This is a genomic window from Pantoea sp. SGAir0215, from assembly GCF_043543215.1.
The window spans coordinates 3,531,090-3,547,584 of record NZ_CP028031.1 but is presented as its reverse complement, the minus strand read 5'-3'; the positions used below and the strand labels follow the sequence as shown (position 1 = coordinate 3,547,584).

At 48.8% G+C, this 16,495-nt stretch carries 29 protein-coding genes; 16 read left to right on the top strand and 13 right to left on the bottom strand.

All coding sequences use genetic code 11. The annotated features are described in order from the left end of the window. Positions 1 to 91: 91 nt before the first annotated feature. The 13 genes from C1N64_RS16605 to C1N64_RS16545 all read right to left on the bottom strand — a co-directional run bounded on the left by C1N64_RS16605 (position 92) and on the right by C1N64_RS16545 (position 7,215). The gene (locus tag C1N64_RS16605; protein ID WP_394515008.1) at positions 92 to 847 is read right to left on the bottom strand and encodes a hypothetical protein; all 756 of its coding nucleotides are present in this window, start codon (positions 845 to 847) and stop codon (positions 92 to 94) included. A gap of 2 nt (positions 848 to 849) precedes the next feature. Continuing rightward, entirely contained in the window at positions 850 to 2,028 is a 1,179-nt protein-coding gene (locus tag C1N64_RS16600; RefSeq protein WP_394515007.1) for a phage integrase Arm DNA-binding domain-containing protein, read from the bottom strand. A gap of 1 nt (position 2,029) precedes the next feature. Further along, complete coding sequence (locus C1N64_RS16595) at positions 2,030 to 2,239, bottom strand: hypothetical protein (RefSeq protein ID WP_064365979.1); 210 nt, start codon at positions 2,237 to 2,239, stop codon at positions 2,030 to 2,032. A gap of 50 nt (positions 2,240 to 2,289) precedes the next feature. After that, positions 2,290 to 2,634, bottom strand: a complete 345-nt coding sequence (locus C1N64_RS16590; protein WP_394515006.1) for a hypothetical protein — start codon at positions 2,632 to 2,634, stop codon at positions 2,290 to 2,292. Continuing rightward, a complete protein-coding gene (locus C1N64_RS16585; protein WP_394515005.1) occupies positions 2,627 to 3,151 on the bottom strand; it encodes an HNH endonuclease in 525 nt (174 codons plus the stop codon). The genes C1N64_RS16590 and C1N64_RS16585 overlap by 8 nt, the downstream gene beginning before the upstream one ends. Next, on the bottom strand, positions 3,144 to 3,737 hold the full coding sequence (locus tag C1N64_RS16580) for a hypothetical protein (protein ID WP_394515004.1): 594 nt from the start codon (positions 3,735 to 3,737) through the stop codon (positions 3,144 to 3,146). The genes C1N64_RS16585 and C1N64_RS16580 overlap by 8 nt, the downstream gene beginning before the upstream one ends. Next, positions 3,727 to 3,984 (bottom strand): hypothetical protein, encoded by a 258-nt coding sequence (locus C1N64_RS16575; RefSeq protein ID WP_394515003.1) that lies wholly within the window; start codon positions 3,982 to 3,984, stop codon positions 3,727 to 3,729. The genes C1N64_RS16580 and C1N64_RS16575 overlap by 11 nt, the downstream gene beginning before the upstream one ends. Before the next feature lies 1 nt (position 3,985). Continuing rightward, positions 3,986 to 4,657, bottom strand: coding sequence for a hypothetical protein (locus C1N64_RS16570; RefSeq protein WP_394515002.1), 672 nt, complete (start codon positions 4,655 to 4,657; stop codon positions 3,986 to 3,988). Further along, complete coding sequence (locus C1N64_RS16565; RefSeq protein WP_394515512.1) at positions 4,654 to 4,866, bottom strand: hypothetical protein; 213 nt, start codon at positions 4,864 to 4,866, stop codon at positions 4,654 to 4,656. The genes C1N64_RS16570 and C1N64_RS16565 overlap by 4 nt, the downstream gene beginning before the upstream one ends. Continuing rightward, positions 4,866 to 5,330 carry a hypothetical protein gene (locus C1N64_RS16560; protein WP_394515001.1) on the bottom strand — a complete coding sequence of 155 codons (465 nt, stop codon included), beginning with the start codon at positions 5,328 to 5,330 and terminating at the stop codon, positions 4,866 to 4,868. The genes C1N64_RS16565 and C1N64_RS16560 overlap by 1 nt, the downstream gene beginning before the upstream one ends. Before the next feature lie 11 nt (positions 5,331 to 5,341). Then, positions 5,342 to 5,500, bottom strand: coding sequence for a DUF1317 family protein (locus tag C1N64_RS16555; protein ID WP_394515000.1), 159 nt, complete (start codon positions 5,498 to 5,500; stop codon positions 5,342 to 5,344). Next, positions 5,487 to 6,005 carry a hypothetical protein gene (locus C1N64_RS16550; RefSeq protein ID WP_394514999.1) on the bottom strand — a complete coding sequence of 173 codons (519 nt, stop codon included), beginning with the start codon at positions 6,003 to 6,005 and terminating at the stop codon, positions 5,487 to 5,489. The genes C1N64_RS16555 and C1N64_RS16550 overlap by 14 nt, the downstream gene beginning before the upstream one ends. 517 nt (positions 6,006 to 6,522) lie before the next feature. Further along, positions 6,523 to 7,215, bottom strand: coding sequence for an XRE family transcriptional regulator (locus tag C1N64_RS16545; protein ID WP_394514998.1), 693 nt, complete (start codon positions 7,213 to 7,215; stop codon positions 6,523 to 6,525). 97 nt (positions 7,216 to 7,312) lie between these two features. Here C1N64_RS16545 and C1N64_RS16540 point away from each other — a divergent pair, with 97 nt between their 5' ends. The 16 genes from C1N64_RS16540 (at position 7,313) to C1N64_RS16465 (ending at position 16,156) form a co-directional block, all read left to right on the top strand. Next, the gene (locus C1N64_RS16540) at positions 7,313 to 7,549 is read left to right on the top strand and encodes a helix-turn-helix domain-containing protein (protein ID WP_394514997.1); all 237 of its coding nucleotides are present in this window, start codon (positions 7,313 to 7,315) and stop codon (positions 7,547 to 7,549) included. A 24-nt stretch (positions 7,550 to 7,573) separates the two neighbouring features. Continuing rightward, positions 7,574 to 8,110, top strand: coding sequence for a YmfL family putative regulatory protein (locus C1N64_RS16535; protein WP_394514996.1), 537 nt, complete (start codon positions 7,574 to 7,576; stop codon positions 8,108 to 8,110). A gap of 287 nt (positions 8,111 to 8,397) precedes the next feature. Beyond that, positions 8,398 to 8,580 (top strand): DUF4222 domain-containing protein, encoded by a 183-nt coding sequence (locus tag C1N64_RS16530; protein ID WP_394514995.1) that lies wholly within the window; start codon positions 8,398 to 8,400, stop codon positions 8,578 to 8,580. Further along, positions 8,577 to 9,455: a conserved phage C-terminal domain-containing protein gene (locus tag C1N64_RS16525; RefSeq protein ID WP_394514994.1), complete on the top strand. Its 879-nt coding sequence runs from the start codon at positions 8,577 to 8,579 to the stop codon at positions 9,453 to 9,455. The genes C1N64_RS16530 and C1N64_RS16525 overlap by 4 nt, the downstream gene beginning before the upstream one ends. 9 nt (positions 9,456 to 9,464) lie before the next feature. After that, a complete protein-coding gene (locus tag C1N64_RS16520; RefSeq protein ID WP_394514993.1) occupies positions 9,465 to 9,896 on the top strand; it encodes a PerC family transcriptional regulator in 432 nt (143 codons plus the stop codon). After that, complete coding sequence (locus tag C1N64_RS16515; RefSeq protein WP_394514992.1) at positions 9,893 to 10,015, top strand: hypothetical protein; 123 nt, start codon at positions 9,893 to 9,895, stop codon at positions 10,013 to 10,015. The genes C1N64_RS16520 and C1N64_RS16515 overlap by 4 nt, the downstream gene beginning before the upstream one ends. Next, positions 10,012 to 10,833, top strand: coding sequence for a ParB/RepB/Spo0J family partition protein (locus tag C1N64_RS16510; protein ID WP_394514991.1), 822 nt, complete (start codon positions 10,012 to 10,014; stop codon positions 10,831 to 10,833). Before C1N64_RS16515 ends, C1N64_RS16510 begins: the two co-directional genes overlap by 4 nt. Further along, the gene (locus C1N64_RS16505; RefSeq protein ID WP_394514990.1) at positions 10,833 to 11,459 is read left to right on the top strand and encodes an MT-A70 family methyltransferase; all 627 of its coding nucleotides are present in this window, start codon (positions 10,833 to 10,835) and stop codon (positions 11,457 to 11,459) included. Before C1N64_RS16510 ends, C1N64_RS16505 begins: the two co-directional genes overlap by 1 nt. Continuing rightward, complete coding sequence (locus tag C1N64_RS16500; RefSeq protein WP_394514989.1) at positions 11,456 to 11,752, top strand: hypothetical protein; 297 nt, start codon at positions 11,456 to 11,458, stop codon at positions 11,750 to 11,752. The genes C1N64_RS16505 and C1N64_RS16500 overlap by 4 nt, the downstream gene beginning before the upstream one ends. Next, entirely contained in the window at positions 11,752 to 12,117 is a 366-nt protein-coding gene (locus C1N64_RS16495; protein WP_394515511.1) for a RusA family crossover junction endodeoxyribonuclease, read from the top strand. Before C1N64_RS16500 ends, C1N64_RS16495 begins: the two co-directional genes overlap by 1 nt. Positions 12,118 to 12,240: 123 nt before the next feature. After that, the gene (locus C1N64_RS16490; protein ID WP_394514988.1) at positions 12,241 to 13,119 is read left to right on the top strand and encodes an ORF6N domain-containing protein; all 879 of its coding nucleotides are present in this window, start codon (positions 12,241 to 12,243) and stop codon (positions 13,117 to 13,119) included. Beyond that, positions 13,116 to 14,129 carry a DUF968 domain-containing protein gene (locus tag C1N64_RS16485; RefSeq protein WP_394514987.1) on the top strand — a complete coding sequence of 338 codons (1,014 nt, stop codon included), beginning with the start codon at positions 13,116 to 13,118 and terminating at the stop codon, positions 14,127 to 14,129. Before C1N64_RS16490 ends, C1N64_RS16485 begins: the two co-directional genes overlap by 4 nt. Before the next feature lie 21 nt (positions 14,130 to 14,150). After that, positions 14,151 to 14,552 (top strand): antiterminator Q family protein, encoded by a 402-nt coding sequence (locus C1N64_RS16480; RefSeq protein ID WP_082999240.1) that lies wholly within the window; start codon positions 14,151 to 14,153, stop codon positions 14,550 to 14,552. A 395-nt stretch (positions 14,553 to 14,947) separates the two neighbouring features. Continuing rightward, entirely contained in the window at positions 14,948 to 15,298 is a 351-nt protein-coding gene (locus tag C1N64_RS16475) for a phage holin, lambda family (protein WP_394514986.1), read from the top strand. Then, complete coding sequence (locus tag C1N64_RS16470) at positions 15,282 to 15,707, top strand: lysozyme (protein ID WP_394514985.1); 426 nt, start codon at positions 15,282 to 15,284, stop codon at positions 15,705 to 15,707. The genes C1N64_RS16475 and C1N64_RS16470 overlap by 17 nt, the downstream gene beginning before the upstream one ends. Beyond that, a complete protein-coding gene (locus C1N64_RS16465) occupies positions 15,704 to 16,156 on the top strand; it encodes an Rz lytic protein (protein WP_394514984.1) in 453 nt (150 codons plus the stop codon). The genes C1N64_RS16470 and C1N64_RS16465 overlap by 4 nt, the downstream gene beginning before the upstream one ends. Positions 16,157 to 16,495 lie beyond the last annotated feature (339 nt).

Genomic DNA, 16,495 nt, shown 5'->3' with positions numbered 1-16,495 from the left:
AAACCCGCGCCAGTACTGGGTTTAGATGATGTTTGACTGTCTAAACAAACAGATGTTTTTATGCATTTTGTGCATCATATACATCAATGACTTAAGGTAGGGTTTTACCATGCAGTTGCAACTCTATAATTGCACATTGTTTTATTTCCCTAAGAGCTCCATTGGTGGCTGTAATGATTTGATCTTGGTAATCTTCCAGTCCCGGCCAATCTTCAATTTCAAAATCAAGTTTTTCAGGCAGTGATTCCAATATTTTCACAACTTTATCATTGAGAATGAATGATTTTATAATCAGCATGTCGGTCAGCGTCTCGATGCTTTTCGAAAGTAAATTTGTGTATTCTTCTCTTTTTTTTATAAATTCAGAAGAGTTTGTTTTTTCTTTAAGTGCTATCTGTGCTTTTTTTATGTCCCGAAGAAGTTGTTTTTCGTGTATTTCATTTAATCCTGAATCAAGAATTCCTTGTAAATATTGTGGCTCTAGATGTAAATCAATATTTTCAGCCTCGTGGTCTACCCATTTTTTTATGTTGCTCAACTCTCTGAATATGTTTTCGTAAATTTCATATTTTTTTTGCCAAACCTGTTGGGAAATCCAAAGTTTTTCATTGAAACTTGATTCGATGCGTTTTGTTGCTTGAGTATTTTCTTCCAATTGAGTTTTTAATTTATCAAAGTTAGAAGTAATGGTGTCAATCTTTGCTTTTTCTTTAAAATAAGCCCCATAATACCCACCAATAATGCTGGTTATTAGTGATAAAAAAGCTATTAATATATATGCGCTCGAGCTTAAGTTCATGGAATTTAATTTGCTTACAAATTCCATCCACACCTTTGGATTGTCCATAATTATCCTAATTCAAGTTCTGCGTGAGGTACGTGAACCCATTCTAAATGATTTTGTGTATAAATTTTAGTAGATTTTGCATCGCTGTGAGCCATCCTGGCTTGTGGGTCTACCCCTTGGCTTTCAAATAGATGAGCTGCCAATGCTCTTATCTCATGAAATGTTGGCCTTTCTTCAATAGGATACTTACCGGCCACGCCCAAGTTATCACGCAAAGCAGAAAAAGCTCTGCTTAGGTAAGAGGGTACTACCTGCGTGGGATGGTTTACCTCTTTACTAATAGGGTTGCTATTTTTATCCGGCAAGCGGTGAACAACATAGGGACTAGCAACACGGTCTCGACTTTCATCAATAATTCTTTTTAACTCAGGACCGATTGGTATGGCTATGTGCGATGATTCTTTCGTTTGAACCTTCTGCCTGTGAATATATAGCACACCATAAATATCGTTCTGTGGAGAATCATACCAAAGACAGCCACATACACCCGATTTAGGGGCTTTTATTGAATACCTTATGCGCGTGACTTCCAGTCGAGCCTGAGTGGTCTGCAATGCTAAATCCATTGCTGTTCTGAGCCATGGCTCAGCGGAATCACGCATTAGTTTAAATTCAACAAGACTGAGGCGTCGGCGTTTTTTTGCATCCTTTGGCCTTAGTTTTTTACGGTTCGCCGGGTTATCTAACATCAGCGATTCATCGACTGCATAGCTGAAAACTTTACGCAGGAAACTTACCTTACGGTTCTGAACATTGGCCGAAGATTCAGCGTGATATTTTTGAATAAACCCGTTTACATGTTCTAAATCGATGTCGCACGCAGGCATTGTAAAAAATTCTTTTACCCTAACAATGTCATTGAGCCAAACATCTTTCGTAATCGGAGCTGGCTTCTCGTCCCTGATAGCTCTAGCCAGCAGTTTATCCGCATGTTCCGAGAACGGATTAGCCTCACCATTCACGCCACCTGATTCCCGGATGAGTCCGGCCAGCGAAACGACTGTTTCTGGCCGCATCTGGTTGTTGTATTCACGAGCAATAGCTATAGCCATTGCTCGATCCGTACCTAACGATTTCCTTTTCCCTGTTACCAGGATAAAACGATATGTGCCTGTTGCTGAATCAAGATACAGATGGTCAGGCAAATGGCGGTTTTCTTTTTTTCTTGGACGCGCTGCCATTTTAACCCTCGTTGATTAATTGCCTGACGGCATGAGATACGTCGCTGCTTATTCCCCATTGCTCAGACGAGCAAACCCAAACAACTCCGTCTACAACTTTCCCTTTCAGCTTGCCGTTTTCCACCCAGCGCCTAATTGTCCTGTTATCAGGTTGAGAACCATCTTCGAATTCACGCTGACCCCACTTGCTGGCCCTCATCAACTTGCTCATAAAACCCTCCACACACTCCCGCTGCAACAGGCTTAAAAAGCCGTGACGGATCACGGCGCTAAAACCAACTTCGTTTCATGCCAGCCAAGGCGAACCCAACAGGCTGACTCTTCTTTCAGTGGGCAATCCTGCACAGGCAGGCAATCTCCACACTTACCGCACTTGCGCTTACTCATCGATTTGAACCGGCTACGGACCCGCGCATCGTCCTGGCGAATAAGCAGAGCGATATACTCTGCCATTTCGTAGGGCTCACGCCCTGGACGGCGAGCGGTGCAGTTCTGCTCCAGCATCGCCAGTTCCTGCTCATCAAGAACAATCTCCAGCTTTCTGACACCGGCAGCGGCCTGTCTGGCGCGCTGCTCTGCTTTGCGTTCGGCGGGGGATTTAGGCATCGTTATCACCCTCATAAGTTTCGAACCAAAACACTACCGGCTTCTCAACTACCTCAACCAACCCGAACCTTTCTGCTGTGCGGAAATTGACGCTGTATGCTCGCGCTCTCTCTACTTGGCGGGTTATTTCCTTCCGCATCCCCTCAATACTCCAGGTTGCCTTGAACAGATTGCAGGGTGCGCAAGCCGGAAAAAGGTTTTCGATAGCGTGCAACTCTGGATTTAGTGCCTTCCCGTTGCTTATGGATATGTGAGCACCATGAGCGCGAGAGTAGACGACATCAAAATCCCTCCTGATAGGCTCAACGTGGTCTGCATGCCATCCCTTTTCGGGCAAATCACAGCCGCAATACGCACACTTGCCACCGAATTTAAGGCGCAGCTCGGCACGCTGAGCTTTGGTTATCTTGTTTTTTGGCTTTGAATATCTATCGTCACCAATATCTATTTTACGTGGCGATTGCGTGAACTCAGGAAGCTCAATCAACATAGCTTGGCGATTAATCACTTTAGCCATCCTGACCTCCCGGCGCTGCTGGCGAGAAATGCTCAACACCTTTAGCCCATATTTCCTTGATGGTCGTCCAGTCAACGGGAATGCTGCTTATCCAGTGACCTTGCCCGTTGCAATCATCACAACCTTCACCAAGGCATTCATGGCATACAATATTTTGCTGCACGCTAAACTCACCAAGTAATGCCGCCTTCGCGCCATTCTCAGCCGTTAATGAACGCGGAACTGAAACCAACCCATCGCTTACAGGCTGTGCGGTGGCGTTAAGGTGCAGAGCTAAAAGAGCCTGGTAAGCATCAATGAGGTCAATTACATCGCTGTCACCACCACGCCTGTAATCGGTCCAGCGTGAGCGCTCATAGTGCTCATCAGCACAGCTACGACCTTCAGCATAAATCCAGGTTCGCTCACCAGTAGGGTCGTCAATCATCCCTGAGCAAGCCCAAATCGTAGGGCTTCCACCGCCTGAACGTTGAACAGAAAGCTCACCACCGCAAATGCTACAACTTGGGATTTTAGGCTCCGCATATCGGCTGCGAAGTTCCTTCAGTACATCACCATCAACTGGATTGGGGGAATTAGTTGTCATGGTTGGCCTCCTTTTTGGCTTCGTAAGCAATACAGGCGGGGCAAACCCAACCTTCCCCACGAACTTTCTTCCATCCCGCTGATTTGCAATCGTCTATTAACTCTTTATGGGAGAAAATCAAACCGCGCTGAGAGTCGTTAGACATTACACCTGGACCTTCGTTATCATCTGACCAGCAGCGGAAACCATCGTATTTAGACCTGCCAGCACCGCGCCTTTCGCATCTAATTTCTATCCAGATAGCCATATCAACCCGCCTTATCCGCATTATCGAGACGCTTAAACTCAATGACCCACACCCACGGGTTAGCTTCCCAATTATCTGTGCCGTAAATGCTCATCCACAATTCGCGAAAGTTAATACGATGCTCCCATCCAGGCAGAACTCCGCCAGCTGGTGGCGTAACGCCTTCTGACTTGGCATCCTCTTCGCTCAGTTCGCGCAACCGCTCCACACGAACGCCGGTAATCTCCAACGTTATGCGGGAAGCCCAGCGCGGCATGTGGATTGATGGACGGGAGCGCCAGAAGTCTTCACGCTTGCGTTCAAAGGGTCGCTGAATCCCGTCTGCCGGATACAAAACCTGCTTATCGCTGACGAAATATGAATCTTCTGGGTCATAGCCACCGCCTTGCCAATGGCCGTGCTCGTAGAAGCTCTCACGCACCCAAAGGCGATCACCTACTGCACCGAATGGGCATGAAAAAGGTTTGGAGCGAGGTTTGTTAGTGCCGCAGCCATCTGATTGCGACCAGAAATACTTACCGGTTTCACGGTTGTTGAATGACTCCGTGATGAAGCGGAGGCCATACCCCGGCGAATCAGGCTGCACCTTCATAATCCGGCGCGTCTGCGTCTTCCTGCCGTCCAGAACTGCACGAACCATTTCGGCGTTTAAGAGGATTGGGCGCTCTTTCATTTGTCACCCGCCTTATCCGCAGTGTCATGGGTGACGATGGTCATACGAAATCTTGATGGAGCCCAGTCGCACACTTCGTCTTCAGGAATATGACCAAACATCATTTTGCAGCGACGAGAGTGCACACAATCGCCGCAGGTCATGCCAACCGGCAGATTCATTTTTTCTCTGTCAATTTCAGAGCGGCGCATTGGTTCGCGATTGTTCATCACTTTGCTTCCTTATCCGCAGTGTCATGGGTGCCGGAGCCAATGCGTTCTGCGAACTCGCTAATGTTGGCGCTACCGTCTTCTGGATATTCAGCAGTAGTGATATTCAGCCCGTATGTTTTTGTGCCGTCATCATTTTCAATATGGCCAACCCATAAAATGACGTCAGTGAATTCACCAAATTGGCCGTCGCCGTCACCGCCGTGGAAGCAAATGGACTCCATTGCATCGGCTGAAACATTCATGCTCTGAGGAACCAAGACATAACCTTCAGGGATGGATTCGGCCGCCATCGCATCCAGCTTCTGCTGTAATTCATCACCACGCACGATGGCGCAATCCAGGCGAGTAGAAAGGGCAGAGACAAGCTTTGCGATTTCAATAAGTGGCATTTCCGCATCAAGCGCTTTAGCGAACTGATGGCCTGCTTCAACAAGTTCTTTGTTTGATTTATTCGATAACATGCTGGTGGCCCTCAGTGAAAAACGATGTTGCAGTTAAGGCGCTCAGCTTCGTTCTGCGCCTTGATTGGGTTTTTGATAACGGTACCGTCAGGCATCAGCCAGCCATTGAGCAGATGGCTATAGGGCAGGGTGATACGGCCAACGGTGATAGGATCGTCAGGCTTTTGCATCGAGATACCCCGCTTTTGCTTTATCAAACTCACTACCTACGATTTCCACCGCACCAAAACCATCTTGGGGCTTGGCTTTAGTAGAGACATAAACAGCGCCATCGAAAGCGAAATAGGTAAAGCCGCAGATAAGGAGCATCCCCCAGTCGAAACCTACAGCCTTGTAAAATTCGTCGATATCAACCGATACCGAAGGGTGATTAGCTTTCCAGAGTTCGGTCAGCGCTTTGTATTCTTCGATCAGTCCTTTCGGTGCACGCGCTTTGGGCCAGCTTGCAAACCCTGTCGAGCTCGTTGGCTTAGTCCAAAGCTCTTTTGCGATATAAAATGCGTCGTCAAACTTAACGCCATGAAAGCGAGAACGGCTGATATCGTTGCTGTAAACAGGACGTCCACCGAAGAGGGCTGCAAACTGAGCGCCTTCATCACGCATCTGCTTCTGGTCGGCTTGCAACTTATCCCATGCGGCTAATGCCTCTGGGGTTTGGTATTTGAAGTGACTCATATCGTCTCCACACACGATTTTTGGTTGCACTAATCCCTTGCCGAAGATGGCAATAAAACTTTTGGGATTTAGTTAATTGGCTGCTGGGCTACTGCAACAACCCAGAGCCGGGCCTCCACACTTGAAGGTTGTTGTGACATGTCACAACGAAGAGAACACTCAGCGCCTCTGTGGCGCGGCCTGAAGCGCCCGCCAAATGCTCTCATCGTTGTGCAAAAAAGTGCGGTTAAACCGGGTGAACATTACCTTCGCTCTCCTTATGGGATGAAAGCCCCGGAGTAACCGCCAAGTACAACACTCTCTCTTTCCTGAAACTCTGCATATTCGCGAATCATCCCGGTCTTCTTACGCCTCGGGCGGCTACTTCGTGGGCGTCCTTCCTGTTCGCTACTGATGGGATAACATTAAAACAAAATTGCACAATACGCAATTATTAAAATGCGCAAAATGCAAATTAAAGGATGCAAAAAAGACATCGCAGGATTAAGCGACATCTTCTAAATGGGAGTGGAAAGAGTTATGCGTGGCGCTTGATTGCTTGGGATTGGCTGATCATTACTTTACCAAAGACATAAAACCTATGTTCATTATCCTTGTCTATTTGCCATTCCCTGTACTGGGGGTTATCAGACAGAACCAAAAGTTTGTCAGGGACAGATTGAAGTCGCTTTATGTGAATTTTTTCATCAAATCCAAAAACATAAATACCATCTCCATCCACGCTATGTATCGATACATCCACAAATACTAAGTCGCCAGGCTCGATAGTTCCGGCCATACTATCACCACGAACATTAATCATTTTGATTGAGGACGCTGGGCGTCCGCCAAAGATCGTTTTCGCGTGCTCGCTTACATATTCGATTGAATGAATTACATCTATAACATCGCCCGATACAAATGCACCAGGCCCAGCACTGGCACTCACATCAAGGACTTCCACACGATACATAGTGTCTGGCTCCTGCTTTTGTAAATTCCTACTGTCATTATATACAGTGGATTCAGCAGTTCCAGGTGAAAATAACTCACTTACGTCAACATTCAAAGCTTTAGCTATTTTGTTAATTGACTGTTCTGTAAAAGATTTCTGCTTTCCAGTTTCAAGGCGTGAGATATTAGCGCCGTCAACTCCAACGGCTTCAGCAAGCTCTTCTATTTTCATGCCCCGAGCTTTGCGCAGGCTTCTAATTTTATTTCCTATGTTCATGGGCTAATTACAAATCTCATTTGCAAAATACGCAAATTATCTTGCGCAAGTTGATGCATTCTAATAATATGCGAATTACGCAATTGAGGAGGTAAAAATGCAAATCCCGCAAACACCTTTGCGAGCCGTGCGGCTTGCTAATGGACTCACTTTAAGTCAGGTAGCAGTTGCAGTTCAGCTTGATGTAGGAAACCTAAGTCGAATTGAGAGAGGTATCCAAGCAGCATCAGTAGATGTAGCAGAAAGGCTGACTACCTATTTCCAGGGGAAAATCACCGAAATGCAGATTCTTTACCCTAAGAGATTCACAACCATAACCCGAGAAAAAAAATAATTTAACTACCCAAGGAAAAGCAAAATGGTAGACACGATAAACCAAGCAATTCGCCAGATGTGCAAAGCACATAAGCACGGTCGCTTAGGTATGGCTGCTGATTTAGGCATGAGCATCGATCAGTTCCATAACCATCTGTACCGCAAGTGTGGCAGTCGCTTTTTCACCCTTGATGAGCTGATGCAAATGGAAGTTCTGTCCGGCACCCATTGCGTGGCTGAATTCATGGCCGTTCGTCATGGAATGCTGCTGGTGGACATCAAGGCTGCTGGCGAAATGGACAAGGTTGATTTGTTCGATACGCAGATGAAGGCCAAAGCCGCGGAAGGAGAACTGGCAACAGCCCAGCTTGAAGCTATGGCAGATGGCGTCATCGACCATCACGAGCGCAAAACGCTGTCAGCGTTATTCCGCAAAAAACTCAATCATCAGGTTCACGGATTTTTCGGCCTCATTGCGCTCTTCAGTGCAGGCACAGCTGATCACGCCGTGGACATGTTCGTATCAACCGGGAGAAAAGCTGATGTGGCCGGAATGCAGTTCGACGCGCAGGACATTTGAAGTGGTTACAGATTTAGCAGGGGTCAGAAAAGGTGAACGCCCCGGGTTGCAGCCTAGGGCGTTCGGTGCGAGTAAATCAACGTGTGTGGAGACTCATCGCATGAGCATTGTAAAACAGAAACCGTTGTCAGGGCAATTCCGCTGCCGATATCAGGCTGGCGTCCCTGTCTATGAGCAAATCATATCCTCAGCGGATAAGCCTCACAACTACCAGTGCGTGCCGCGTTTGGTAGTCGAATCAGCCTGGGCAGAGTTTTATCGTCGTCCAGCAGATGCCGGGGTGAACCATGGAAACTGAAATCATCAAGCCCTGGGTGGAGCGCTACACCGACAATCGCGGTGTTCCGGTCACAACTATTGGCGTTGATACGGTTAATCACCGTGTGATCTTCCGCCGCCCAAATTATCCCCACGATTGCATGCTGCCGCGTGTGTTGTTCAGTCAGAAGTTCAGGAAGGTATCACCATGAGTTTACTGCTTAAGGTCAAGCCGCTTGTGGTGAGCCCTGAGCTTGCCAGCCGCATTGGCCTCAATGAAGCCATTGTGCTTCAACAGATTTGCTACTGGCTGGAAGACACCACATCTGGCGTCGAATATGACGGGAAACGCTGGGTTTATAACACTATCGACGAATGGACAAATCAGTTTCCATTTTGGTCATCAGACACTGTTAAGCGTGCTCTTACGTCGCTTAAAAAGCGTGACCTGATTTTCGTCGAGCAACTGAAAAAAACTCAGCATGATCGGACTAATTATTACGCAATTAACCACGCAAACCCTTTATTGACCGATGAGGGCAATTTGCACTCATCGAAGAATGCAAATTGCACCAATCGAGAGGGGCAGGCTGCACTCATCGATCAGGGCAACATGCCCTCATCCATCAGGGCAAATTGCCCTCGTCTTACAGAGAATACAACAGAGAATACTACAGAGATTACAGGTAAAGACTCTTGTCCGGTTTCTGCGAAACCCGACAGTGATCCTTCTGAAGATGCTTTTCGGGTTCTTGAGCATCTTAACCGCGCCTCTGGCCTCCGTTTTCAGAAATCAAAATCGTCACTCGGTCCTATTCGTGGCCGCCTGGCTGAAGACTTCACCGCTGATGAGCTCATCCTCACTGTGGATTACACCATCGCCAAGTGGATGCAGGACAGCAGAATGAGTGAGTACGTTCGCCCGGAGACTATTTTCCGCCCCGGCAAGTTCCCCGCGTATCTGGGTTCCGCTCAGAAATGGAATCAGGCAGGACGCCCAAAGTGCGAGAACGGCAAATGGATTCGTCAGGTTACGGATATTCCTTCAACCGATTACGCCATCCCTGATGGCTTCCGTGGCGCTTAAGGGGGATTCATGGACAACGTTGAAATCATTCTCGACTGCCTGCGTAAGCATGGGTCAATGACCATCACGAAGATTTGCGCGAAAACAGGTTTATCCAACGCCGCTGTCAGGTATTCGGTAACCGGCCTGTATGAGCAGCACATCCTGAGCCGAAACAAGGATTACACGTATTCGATAACGCCCTATGAGCGCCCGCCAGAAAACGCTGGTTACCTTGAGGCAGTCAAGACAGCCACAGAGTTGCAGACTAAAGGCCTCTGGCAGAGGGCAAGCCATAACTGGTTACAGGCAATGATCCTGGCAAAGTTCGATGACAACCGGCAGAACGCCAAGGTAAGCCGTGACAAGTGCATGTCCAGGGCGAAGATGCGTTGTGGTCATTACGGCGGCATAGCCAGCGGCAGGGTAAGCGATGCAGGGCTGAGGGAGCTGAACCGATGAAATCATCCCTAAAGCGCCACTTCGAAGAGAACGAATATTTCTACAGGTCATTGCCGGAAGTGCTGGTGATCCTCCTGTTACTCATTATCACTCTGGTTATGGAGTTACACACAGTATGACTAACTTATCTAATGTTTATAAAGGCAAAGACGAAACTGGAATCAATATCACTACGCGCAAAACCTATCTTCTGAGCGTGGATGAGCTATACGTGGAGCCGGGTTACAACGTCCGCGAAATTGACCAGGCCCACGCTGAGGAATTCCGTGATGCGTTTATCGCTGGTGAGCATGTGCCGCCGCTTGCCGTTCAGGTCACCGAGCAGGGCATCAAGGTTATCGACGGGCATCACCGCTACTTCGGTGCGAAGCTGGCTCAGGAAGCGGGTTATGAGCTACGCCTTGAGTGCAAAGACTTCGTTGGCAGCGAGGCAGACCGCATCGCCTTCATGGTGACAAGCAGCCAGGGCAGGGCGTTACTTCCGCTGGAGCGTGCCGCCGCTTATCAGCGCCTGGTCAATCAGGGCTGGGAACCGGCAGAGATAGCGAAGAAGGTTAAGCGCTCGGTCACTGACGTAGAGCAGCACTTACAGCTTCTTACCGTTGGTGATGGCCTGATTGATATGGTCAGGTCCGGCGAGGTTGCCGCCACCACTGCGATTGCTTTGCAGCGTGAGCATGGCGCTAAAGCATCCAGCGTCGCTCAACAGCAGATGGAAAAGGCAAAAGCCAGTGGCAAAAAGAAACTGACTAAAGCCGCTGCGATGCCGCAGTTCAATGCAAATCGCGCACGTCGTCTGGTGGAGTTAATGACCCAAGCTGAGCATACAACTGACCCTGAAGGAGAATCTGCACTGTGGCTTCCATCTGACAGTATCAGCGAGGTAATGAAAATTGTTGGCGAATATCTCAGCCAGCAAAAAGGGGAGGCCGAATAATGCCTTACCAGCTTATCTACGCTGATCCTCCATGGGAATACGGCAACAAAATCAGTAACGGTGCAGCAAAGAATCACTACAGCACTATGTCAATGACCGATCTTAAGCGCCTGCCCGTGTGGGCGCTTTCGGAAGAAAACGCGGTGCTGGCCATGTGGTACACCGGCACGCATAACCAGGAGGCCAGAGAGCTGGCTGAGGCGTGGGGCTTCCGCGTTCGGACGATGAAGGGCTTTACCTGGGTGAAGCTAAATCAACTCGCCGAGCAACGTTTCAATCGTGCGCTGGTGGATCAGTCCATCCATGATTTTAGTGACTTGTTGGACATGCTTAACGCTGAGACGCGTATGAATGGCGGCAACCATACCCGCAGCAACACAGAAGACGTGCTGATTGCAACTCGCGGCGCAGGGCTTGAACGTGCCAGTGCATCGGTTAAGCAGGTTGTTTACTCATGCCTGGGCGAGCACAGCGCTAAGCCGTGGGAGGTTCGAAACCGCCTTGAGCAGCTTTACGGTGACGTGTCACGCATAGAGTTATTTGCGCGAACCGCCGCCGAGGGTTGGGATTGCTGGGGTAACCAGTGTGACAGCAGCGTGCAACTTATAGCCGGGAGGGTGGCATGAGCTGGAGAAATATTTATCGGAGAAATAACCAGGTCATCCTCACTGATTACAGACTTGATGTGAAAGAGGGTAATACAAAAACGGTTTATCTGATCAAGCACTACAGCCACGTTTGGAAAACAACGCTGGAGCAAAGCGTAACAATCGAACGCGATGCTTACGGCAGGTTTAAGCCGAGCATATCACTTGATGACTTTCCTGAAGGTTTGGGTGAGCGTGAGTCGATGCTGAAACTGGCTGACTGGCTGCATCGCCTGGGCGTTTCCATTGAAGACCACTGGAGCAAGCCATGATTCGTCTTACGCTTCCATTTCCACCAAGCGTTAACGGTTACTGGCGGGCTACGAATACGGGTATGAAAATTAGCGCCTCCGGGCGCTCTTTTCGTTCAAACGCAATCGCAGCCATCCTGACACAGCTTAGGCGCCGCCCACAGCCCATTACTGTGAACGTTGAAGTTACCGTGTTGCTGTACCCGCCAGACAAGCGCAATCGCGACCTTGATAACTACCAGAAAGCGCTGTTCGACAGCCTTACGCATGCTGGCGTATGGGTCGATGACAGGCAGATTAAGAGGTTCACTGTAGAGTGGGGAGATCAGGTTAAGCAGGGAAAAGCAGAGGTAACTATCACTCCGTTCACGTCGGGGGGGAAATGATTTCAAATAGCGGTTATAGTGCGAATACCGGGGGCATGTTGCAGATGCCGTTGGTAAAGGTTGGTCCCGTTCACTTGCAGGTGATGGGGCGGGACCGTTCAAAAACAGTGTGTGGAGAGAAACATGCCTAATCATGTAACTGGCGGTATTGCGCCTGTATCAAACCCAATAGTAATTTCATCAAACGCTTCACTGAGCGTTCCTGTCATCATGTATCGCGATCAGCGAGTGATAACCACTGACCTTCTGGCAAAGGGCTATGGCACTACTCCTGTGCGTATCCAACAGAATCATGTTCGCAATGAAAGCCGGTTTGAAGAGGGTAAACACTTTTTCAAAGTAACGGGTGATGAGTTAAAAAACATCCGACTATCTTTCAGCGAGTCGGTTAGTAAACATACAACTTCACTCATTCTCTGGACTGAGCGAGGTGCATCGCGTCACGCAAAAATGTTGGAAACAGATCAGGCCTGGGATTTTTACGAGCAGCTTGAAGACAATTATTTCAGCTTGCGCGAGTTCCATGGGGTAATGCTGCCTGATATGTCAGATCCTATAAAACTGGCTCGTGCCTGGGCAGATGCAATGGAAGCCAAGCAGCAGGCTGAAGTTTTAACGCACCGCCAGGCGCAATACATCGATCACCTTGAAAACCTTTTCAGCGATGGCCTGTCTCCTGTGCAGTTCTGCAAGCGTCTTAACGGCGTTAACGTCAGTAAGATAAGTGCATTCCTCCAGGATGCAAACTGGCTCTATGACGATAACCCTAATGGAAACCATGCTCAGTGGCGTGTCCGTTCTCAGGCCAGAGACAAATATCTTACAGAAAAGAGCAGTAAGGTCAGTCCGAGCGCATCAGCGAGCTTTATCACTTACCAGCCGGTATTGCTCCACGATGGCGCTGTCTGGCTATATCGCAAATATCTCAAAGGCCAGTTGCCCATGAAGCAGTCATGGAACGGTGAGTACACTCACGACAAAGAGCTGGCAGGTGGTGAATGAGAGCACTACTTACACCCGAAGTTGCTCCGCGCACAGGGATAGTGCTACTCAAGCCTGGCTCAGACCTGATAGGTATGTTTCGTGGCCGCGTTTTGGTGAGCACGCCAACACCGGACGTGGCCGACCTTCCATCAGGCAGGATCAATGACGGCACACAGCCGCTACTTGATGAGCAGTCCCTGATTCCGTTCTTCAGTCATCATCGTGTTATCGCCACCGCTGGTGGTGCAAATGGCCTGGCTGGTTTCGTTCGTGGCTTTGAATGCTGCCAGTGGCACGACGATGCGACATGGCATCATCATGAATTCACGCTTCACGAAACTGAATCCGGCCTGGTGTCTTTGTGCTACGGCCACGATAATCATTTCAGGGAGCATGGTACGCCCGGCAAGCTGGATAACATCGCCAAGGGAAACACAGCGCTGTGGATAATCAGGATGGTTTGCAGCCAGCTTGGTTTGCATGGCGAACATCAGCTTACCCTGCCAGAGCTTTGCTGGTGGGCCTCACTGAATGACCTTATCGACCTGATACCTGAAGCCCCGGCAAGGCGTGTGCTCCGCATGCCAGCAAGTGTTGTCATCGGAGAGCTTAAGGAGTCTCACATCGCGCCGGAACGCCAGCCTAAGCAGGTCATCCAGCAGGCAGCGGAGCAGGTCAAAAAGATAATCGATCTGGTGGCTGACCCTGAATCGCCAGAGTCATTCATGAGGCGACCAAAGCGCAGGCGCTGGGAGTGCCCGAAGTACACTAAGTGGGTTAAGTCTCAGAAATGCGCATGCTGCGCTAATCAGGCAGATGACCCGCATCACATTATTGGACATGGTCAGGGAGGTATGGGAACAAAGGCACATGATTTATTCGTGATACCGCTTTGCAGGGCGCATCACGACGAGTTACACCGCGACGCAAAACTTTTTGAGTCGAATTACGGCAGTCAGATTGAACTGTTATTCCGGTTTCTTGATCACGCTATTGCAGTTGGCGTCATTGGGACAGATAAAAAATAAAGTGTGTGGAGGGGATTTAATATGCGTGACATTCAACTGGTTTTAGAACGTTGGGGCGGCTGGGCTGCAAGTGAAGGCACTCAGGTTAGCTGGAATCCAACCAGCCCTATGTTTATTACACTGCTGCCTAAGAGCACCAGTAGCCGTCCTTCCTGCTGTGACAATGACGGCATGATTATTGATACCGCAGTCGGCATGCTCAAAAAGGTTGGTCGCCTGGATGAGCTGGATTTAATTATGGCGCACTACCGTTATGACGTATCCAAATCGACAATAGCCCGCTGGCTTAAATGCTCAGAGGGGAAAGTGCGTCAAAAGCTGATGATCGCAGAGACGTTTATTGATGCCTGCATACTGATGACAGATGCCCGGCTTGAGATGGATGAAGCCACTCAGAAAACTATTTTTCAAAAAACCGCTTAATCTGCTTTTCGTTACGAATTTCTCTATGTAATCTGTTAAGAGTGGTAACAACGCATAGCTTCTTAAATTAGAAACCTCGCCAACTGGCGGGGTTTTTTCATTTCCACACAATACCAAAGGCACTGAGCGCAGGCGGTTTATCCGTTCTGTCCAGGACTGCAAACCTGTAGCGCCTTTCATATTGTGATATTCACAGCAAGATTAACCCTGTTGCCGACGGGCAAGGAAACTATCGCGGAATGCGTCAGGGGTTTTATTTAAAGAGGTCGCCATTGAGCGGCCTTTTTTCGTTTTTGCGCTCGCCAATCAGCACCCACTCATATTTTGACGCCGTGGCGATGCGCAATCTTTTCCTCAACAGCAAGCCGCCATCATTTCGGTGGCGGGAATAACGTATGTCCTCACAAGACCCTGGCTTCTGGGCCACAGTTTTACTCTGGCTTTACAGCCACAAGACCGAATGGGGATATGCCGGGGTAGCAGGCATGTTTTCACTATTACGCAGTGCCTATGCAAAAAGCCCGTTGAGTAAGCGGGTTCTCGACGCTGTTTCCTGTAGTGCGCTGGCGTTCTTCGCCGCGCCAACCCTTCAGGTTGCAGGCTCAGTATTCAACTGGACTATTCCGGATGCCGCTGCACAGGTACTGGCGGTTTATATCGGGTATGTCGGAAATGATTTCATCAGCGCCAGATTGCGCGGATGGATAGACAAAAAGACTGGGGGCACCAATGAAGGTCAGCAATAACGGCATCAACCTTATCAAGCGCTTCGAAAGTCTGAAACTTGAGGCATATCGTGACAGTGTAAACATACCGACTATCGGCTATGGGCATACTCACGGCGTAAAGATGGGCGATATCATTACCGGAGAACAGGCCGATGCATTTCTTCGTGAGGATTTGCAGGTAGCAGAACTGACCATCAACACTAACGTAAAGGTGAAGCTGACTCAGAACCAGTTCGACGCCCTGGCGTCATTTGTGTTCAACCTTGGTTCAGGTAACTTCGTTAAATCAACACTGCTCAAAAAACTCAACCTTGGCGATTATGCAGGCGCAGCCGATGAGTTTGGAAAGTGGGTTAACGCTGGTGGTAAGAAACTCAACGGGCTTGTTAAACGACGTGTCGCAGAGCGTGAGGTATTTCTCTCATGAACCCCCTTCAGACCATTAAAAACTACGCGCCGGTAATCGTCATTGGGCTGATATGCGTTGCTTTGTGGGGATTGAATGCCCGCAACTCACAGTTATCAGCAACTAATGACCGTCTTGAGAAGCTGGCGAACAGCAAAGACGAGCAGATTAACGACCTGCGTTCAAAAAATGACGGCCTCGCTACCAGCGTTAACGAGCTTGTGACAGCCGTTAAGCACCAGAATGAAGTCATGGGGCAGGTCACCGAACAACGCGCCGTAACAGCCCAGCAGAACCGGAAACTACAGAATGAAATCAAGCAATATCTTGCAGCGGATAAGTGTGCTGTTGCTACTGTTCCCGCTGATGCTGCTGACAGGTTGCGGAGTGCAGCAAAAGCCGCAAGTGGAGTACCGGACAATCAACCAGCCACGGCTAAACCTTCCGGCAGAACTGACAAGTCAAATTGAAGCGCCAGCGCCGGCAGAAATGATGACTTTTGGTGACAGCGTAAGCCTCAATGCAGAGCTATACGGCGTAGTGGCTCAGTGCAATATCGACCGAGCTGCAATTAGAAAGATTGAGGCGCAGAACTAAAAAAAATGGCCCCATGAGGGCCTAACTTGCGGAAAACAATTTCTTATTGTGCCTTTCATGTTAACAGCCGGTATCTGTATTACAAGCACAAGCGGCAAAGCTTTACGAATCTCTCCGACAAGGGATAACGGTTAGCCACGCTGTGAAGCGTTGCGAAATCGTTATTAACTGAATTTTCAAATTGTTGTTGATTGCTCTGAGTTGCAGTTTCA

Bases quoted from the DNA above. Each gene is read 5' to 3' on its own strand.
- C1N64_RS16550 (WP_394514999.1), bottom strand. From the start codon at position 6,005: ATGAGTCACTTCAAATACCAAACCCCAGAGGCATTAGCCGCATGGGAT.
- C1N64_RS16535 (WP_394514996.1), top strand. From the start codon at position 7,574: ATGGTAGACACGATAAACCAAGCAATTCGCCAGATGTGCAAAGCACAT.
- C1N64_RS16585 (WP_394515005.1), bottom strand. From the start codon at position 3,151: ATGGCTAAAGTGATTAATCGCCAAGCTATGTTGATTGAGCTTCCTGAG.
- C1N64_RS16530 (WP_394514995.1), top strand. From the start codon at position 8,398: ATGGAAACTGAAATCATCAAGCCCTGGGTGGAGCGCTACACCGACAAT.
- C1N64_RS16490 (WP_394514988.1), top strand. From the start codon at position 12,241: ATGCCTAATCATGTAACTGGCGGTATTGCGCCTGTATCAAACCCAATA.
- C1N64_RS16500 (WP_394514989.1), top strand. From the start codon at position 11,456: ATGAGCTGGAGAAATATTTATCGGAGAAATAACCAGGTCATCCTCACT.
- C1N64_RS16485 (WP_394514987.1), top strand. From the start codon at position 13,116: ATGAGAGCACTACTTACACCCGAAGTTGCTCCGCGCACAGGGATAGTG.
- C1N64_RS16555 (WP_394515000.1), bottom strand. From the start codon at position 5,500: ATGCAAAAGCCTGACGATCCTATCACCGTTGGCCGTATCACCCTGCCC.
- C1N64_RS16520 (WP_394514993.1), top strand. From the start codon at position 9,465: ATGGACAACGTTGAAATCATTCTCGACTGCCTGCGTAAGCATGGGTCA.
- C1N64_RS16600 (WP_394515007.1), bottom strand. From the start codon at position 2,028: ATGGCAGCGCGTCCAAGAAAAAAAGAAAACCGCCATTTGCCTGACCAT.
- C1N64_RS16545 (WP_394514998.1), bottom strand. From the start codon at position 7,215: ATGAACATAGGAAATAAAATTAGAAGCCTGCGCAAAGCTCGGGGCATG.
- C1N64_RS16565 (WP_394515512.1), bottom strand. From the start codon at position 4,866: ATGAACAATCGCGAACCAATGCGCCGCTCTGAAATTGACAGAGAAAAA.
- C1N64_RS16515 (WP_394514992.1), top strand. From the start codon at position 9,893: ATGAAATCATCCCTAAAGCGCCACTTCGAAGAGAACGAATATTTCTAC.
- C1N64_RS16590 (WP_394515006.1), bottom strand. From the start codon at position 2,634: ATGCCTAAATCCCCCGCCGAACGCAAAGCAGAGCAGCGCGCCAGACAG.
- C1N64_RS16470 (WP_394514985.1), top strand. From the start codon at position 15,282: ATGAAGGTCAGCAATAACGGCATCAACCTTATCAAGCGCTTCGAAAGT.
- C1N64_RS16595 (WP_064365979.1), bottom strand. From the start codon at position 2,239: ATGAGCAAGTTGATGAGGGCCAGCAAGTGGGGTCAGCGTGAATTCGAA.
- C1N64_RS16575 (WP_394515003.1), bottom strand. From the start codon at position 3,984: ATGGCTATCTGGATAGAAATTAGATGCGAAAGGCGCGGTGCTGGCAGG.
- C1N64_RS16560 (WP_394515001.1), bottom strand. From the start codon at position 5,330: ATGTTATCGAATAAATCAAACAAAGAACTTGTTGAAGCAGGCCATCAG.
- C1N64_RS16475 (WP_394514986.1), top strand. From the start codon at position 14,948: ATGTCCTCACAAGACCCTGGCTTCTGGGCCACAGTTTTACTCTGGCTT.
- C1N64_RS16465 (WP_394514984.1), top strand. From the start codon at position 15,704: ATGAACCCCCTTCAGACCATTAAAAACTACGCGCCGGTAATCGTCATT.
- C1N64_RS16540 (WP_394514997.1), top strand. From the start codon at position 7,313: ATGCAAATCCCGCAAACACCTTTGCGAGCCGTGCGGCTTGCTAATGGA.
- C1N64_RS16605 (WP_394515008.1), bottom strand. From the start codon at position 847: ATGGACAATCCAAAGGTGTGGATGGAATTTGTAAGCAAATTAAATTCC.
- C1N64_RS16510 (WP_394514991.1), top strand. From the start codon at position 10,012: ATGACTAACTTATCTAATGTTTATAAAGGCAAAGACGAAACTGGAATC.
- C1N64_RS16580 (WP_394515004.1), bottom strand. From the start codon at position 3,737: ATGACAACTAATTCCCCCAATCCAGTTGATGGTGATGTACTGAAGGAA.
- C1N64_RS16570 (WP_394515002.1), bottom strand. From the start codon at position 4,657: ATGAAAGAGCGCCCAATCCTCTTAAACGCCGAAATGGTTCGTGCAGTT.
- C1N64_RS16480 (WP_082999240.1), top strand. From the start codon at position 14,151: ATGCGTGACATTCAACTGGTTTTAGAACGTTGGGGCGGCTGGGCTGCA.
- C1N64_RS16505 (WP_394514990.1), top strand. From the start codon at position 10,833: ATGCCTTACCAGCTTATCTACGCTGATCCTCCATGGGAATACGGCAAC.
- C1N64_RS16525 (WP_394514994.1), top strand. From the start codon at position 8,577: ATGAGTTTACTGCTTAAGGTCAAGCCGCTTGTGGTGAGCCCTGAGCTT.